The following is a 2757-nucleotide window of genomic DNA, read 5'->3' as shown; positions in this document are numbered from 1 at the left end:
GCGGTCTTGAGCTTGCGGATGATCTGTTCGGATGTGTGCCTGGTGCGTTTCATGGTCGAGTCCCCGGCCCAGTCTGGCCGGCTGAAGACTCTCATTCACCCTGGACCGGTTTCCGGGGTCCACGTCAGGCGTACTCTCCTGGAGAGCCGAATTGAACTGAGGATTTTGTACTCCCAGCGCAAACTAGCGGCTAGGATCTGCGCCCCCGGGGCTGTAGAGAACAGCTCAGCGTTCAGGAACTCATCCCTTAACAGGCCGTTATAGACGATGTCGAGTAGACTTCAAACGGCTCAGCAAAGCCGTTCTCCCAAGGTAATCCTGACTTGATGTGGCCCGTGCTGGTGGTGCCGCTCGCCTCTCACCTGTCCCGTATAGTCTGCTCAATGAACTCCGGCCCGTTATTGGACCAAATGAACGCCGGGGCCGGGTAGAGGCTGGAGAGATTCACCAGCCCTGCCACGACATCCTTGGCCTTGCACCGCCTGCCAACCCTGATCGCCAGCCGGAGACGGCTGTGTTCGTCAATCACGTTCAGGAACTTGCGTCTGCGGCAATCGACGGTGGCATTGAACTGGAAGTCCATGGCCCAGACCTGCTCGAGATGCTAGGCCCGGTGTCGCCTGACCGAGCCGTATGCGGGCCGTGCACGCTTTCGCTTCCTGGGCGTAGGCCGCTGCAGGCCTTCCTCGCGCCAGAGCCGTTGCACAAGCTGTCAGGCGACATCGATAACTGGACCAGAGGCGACACGTAAACTCGCCGACCACCCGGCAGACGAAGCGTTCAGAAGCCCGGTAACGCTCCTGAAGGACCACGAGAGCACTGCGGCGGAGTTTCAGGCTCAGAAGTTTCCCTCGGCGAGGTCCTTGAGCATGGCCTTCTCCAGCTCGACTTCTGCCAGAAGCTTTTTGAGCCGGGCGTTCACCTTCTCCAGCTGGATCAGTCGCCGGGCTTACTCGGCCTGCATGCTGCCGTACTTCTGTTGCCAGCGGTGGTACGTCGGCTGCGTCACTTCGATGACGCGGCAGACTTCGGCGACGGTCTAGCATTGGGCGATCAACTGCTCGGCGTTGTTGAGCTTGCGGATGATCTGCTCCGCTGTGTGCCAGGTGCGTTTCATGGTGGAGTCTGGCCGGCTGAAGACTCTCATTCACCCAGGCCCCGTTTACGCGGTCCACCTCACTCAAACTTACCCTGGAAAGCTCGCTCATCAGTATCACACCCACGGGCGGTGAAACCGGCGTACGTAACAGCCGTTTGCTGCTGCGGCTGCTGGCATGGGCCGACAGCGTGGGCGGTTGGCAGGTTTTCGACAGCTCCACGGGCTTCCTCCTCTCCGAAGGCTCGGTGCACAGCCTCAACGCCTCCAGGGGGCGGCCACCCTGAAGGCAGGCGAGCCATTTCCTGGACTGAGCCTGAAGCTCACTGAGATCTGGGAAGCCCCTGATCTCTGGGCCACCAGCTGAATGTGGAACCTGACGCTCAGCTTGCAGGCACCCGCGCCTCCGTCTCAATCCGCTGGACGCCACCGCCTGAGGGCTCGAAGTCCTGCCGCAGCCGCAGGTGCAGCAGACCGTCGGGTTCCCGCTGGGCCTCCAGCCCCGTCAGGGCCAACCCATCCAGCAGCACCCGGTTCTGGGCCGCTCCGGCACTCGGTTCGCCGTCCAGCCCGAAGGCCGGGCCGCAGCGCATCAGCACCCGCCGGCGCCAGATGGCGCTCGGTGGGCTGCCCGCCGTGTAGGTGATCGGGCCGGCCGGTGTCTGGAGCTGCAGCACCGGATCCCGGCCCCCCAGGGCGCAGGCAGCCCCGGTCCCCAGGCCCAGATCCACCCGGGTGGCCCGCTGCAGATCCCCCCGCAGCAGGGCCAGCACCCGCCGCTGCTGGCCCCGTTCCCGCACCTGCCGCACCATCCGCTCCACCTGCCGGCCCTCCGCCACCAGGGCCTGCAGCACCACCCCCCACAGCAGCAGCCCGACGCTCACCGCCACCAGCAGCTCCGCCAGCGAGAAGCCGGCCGGCCCCCTGATGGAACGACCGCGGGTACCCAGCAAGGCCATGGCGCAACTCCGGTGAAGAGAACAGGGCGGCTCAGGACGGGGGATCCGGCAGGCAGCCGCCCGGCCCCTGCCGTCCCAGGCGGGTGACCCCGAGGGGCAGGGCCACCACCACGCAGCGCACCAGATCGGTGCCCTCGGTGCTCAGCAGCACGGTGCCGCCGTCGATGATCAGCCCGTTGCTGGTGAAGCGGACCGCCGCCGGCAGGTTGTGGCTGACGTTCACCGCCAGCCCGCCGATCCCCTCCCCCAGCTCCAGGGCCGCCCCCTCGCAGGCCGGCAGGCTGCCCGCCTGGGGCTCCCGCCAGCCCGTGGCCTCCAGGCTCAGGGCACAGGGACGGCCACTGCGCAGGGCGGCATCCCGTCCCCGCTCCAGCCCCACCATCACCCGGCGGCTGGCCCCCTCCAGCCGGGCGGCGGCCAGGTCCCGGCTGGCGGAGCTGAACCCCAGCTGGGCCAGCAGACCCACCAGCACCAGGGTCAGGAGGGCTTCCGGCAGGGTGAAGCCCCCCGGCTCAGGGTGTGCCACCGCCCCCTCCCTGCGGGATCCCGCAACGCCCGAAGGCGACCGGCACATACAGCCGCTGGCGCGGTTCGGCCTCGCCGGCCACCGCCAGCCGCAGCACCACCCCGTCACCGCTGGCCGACACCTCCAGCTGGCGCGCCAGCCCCGGGGCCAGGGGCTGGGCCGCCAGGGCCTGCAGC

General features: G+C 67.6%; 4 protein-coding genes. All 4 read right to left on the bottom strand.

Annotated elements, in window-relative coordinates; translation table 11 throughout:
- Window positions 1-358: 358 nt before the first annotated feature.
- Window positions 359-583: a hypothetical protein gene (locus tag VB737_RS06310; RefSeq protein ID WP_500312062.1), complete on the bottom strand. Its 225-nt coding sequence runs from the start codon at window positions 581-583 to the stop codon at window positions 359-361.
- 896 nt (window positions 584-1479) lie between these two features.
- Window positions 1480-2055 (bottom strand): PulJ/GspJ family protein, encoded by a 576-nt coding sequence (locus VB737_RS06305; RefSeq protein ID WP_500312060.1) that lies wholly within the window; start codon window positions 2053-2055, stop codon window positions 1480-1482.
- A gap of 31 nt (window positions 2056-2086) precedes the next feature.
- Window positions 2087-2581: a GspH/FimT family protein gene (locus tag VB737_RS06300; protein ID WP_500312058.1), complete on the bottom strand. Its 495-nt coding sequence runs from the start codon at window positions 2579-2581 to the stop codon at window positions 2087-2089.
- On the bottom strand, window positions 2568-2757 hold a 190-nt coding region (locus VB737_RS06295; RefSeq protein WP_500312056.1), incomplete at its 5' end, for a hypothetical protein. The genes VB737_RS06295 and VB737_RS06300, both read right to left, overlap by 14 nt.

It is taken from the genome of Synechococcus sp. BA-120 BA3, from assembly GCF_034931285.1.
Lineage (GTDB): Bacteria > Cyanobacteriota > Cyanobacteriia > PCC-6307 > Cyanobiaceae > Cyanobium.
The sequence above is the reverse complement of the archived record's forward strand: the minus strand, read 5'-3'. Positions and strand labels throughout refer to the sequence as shown.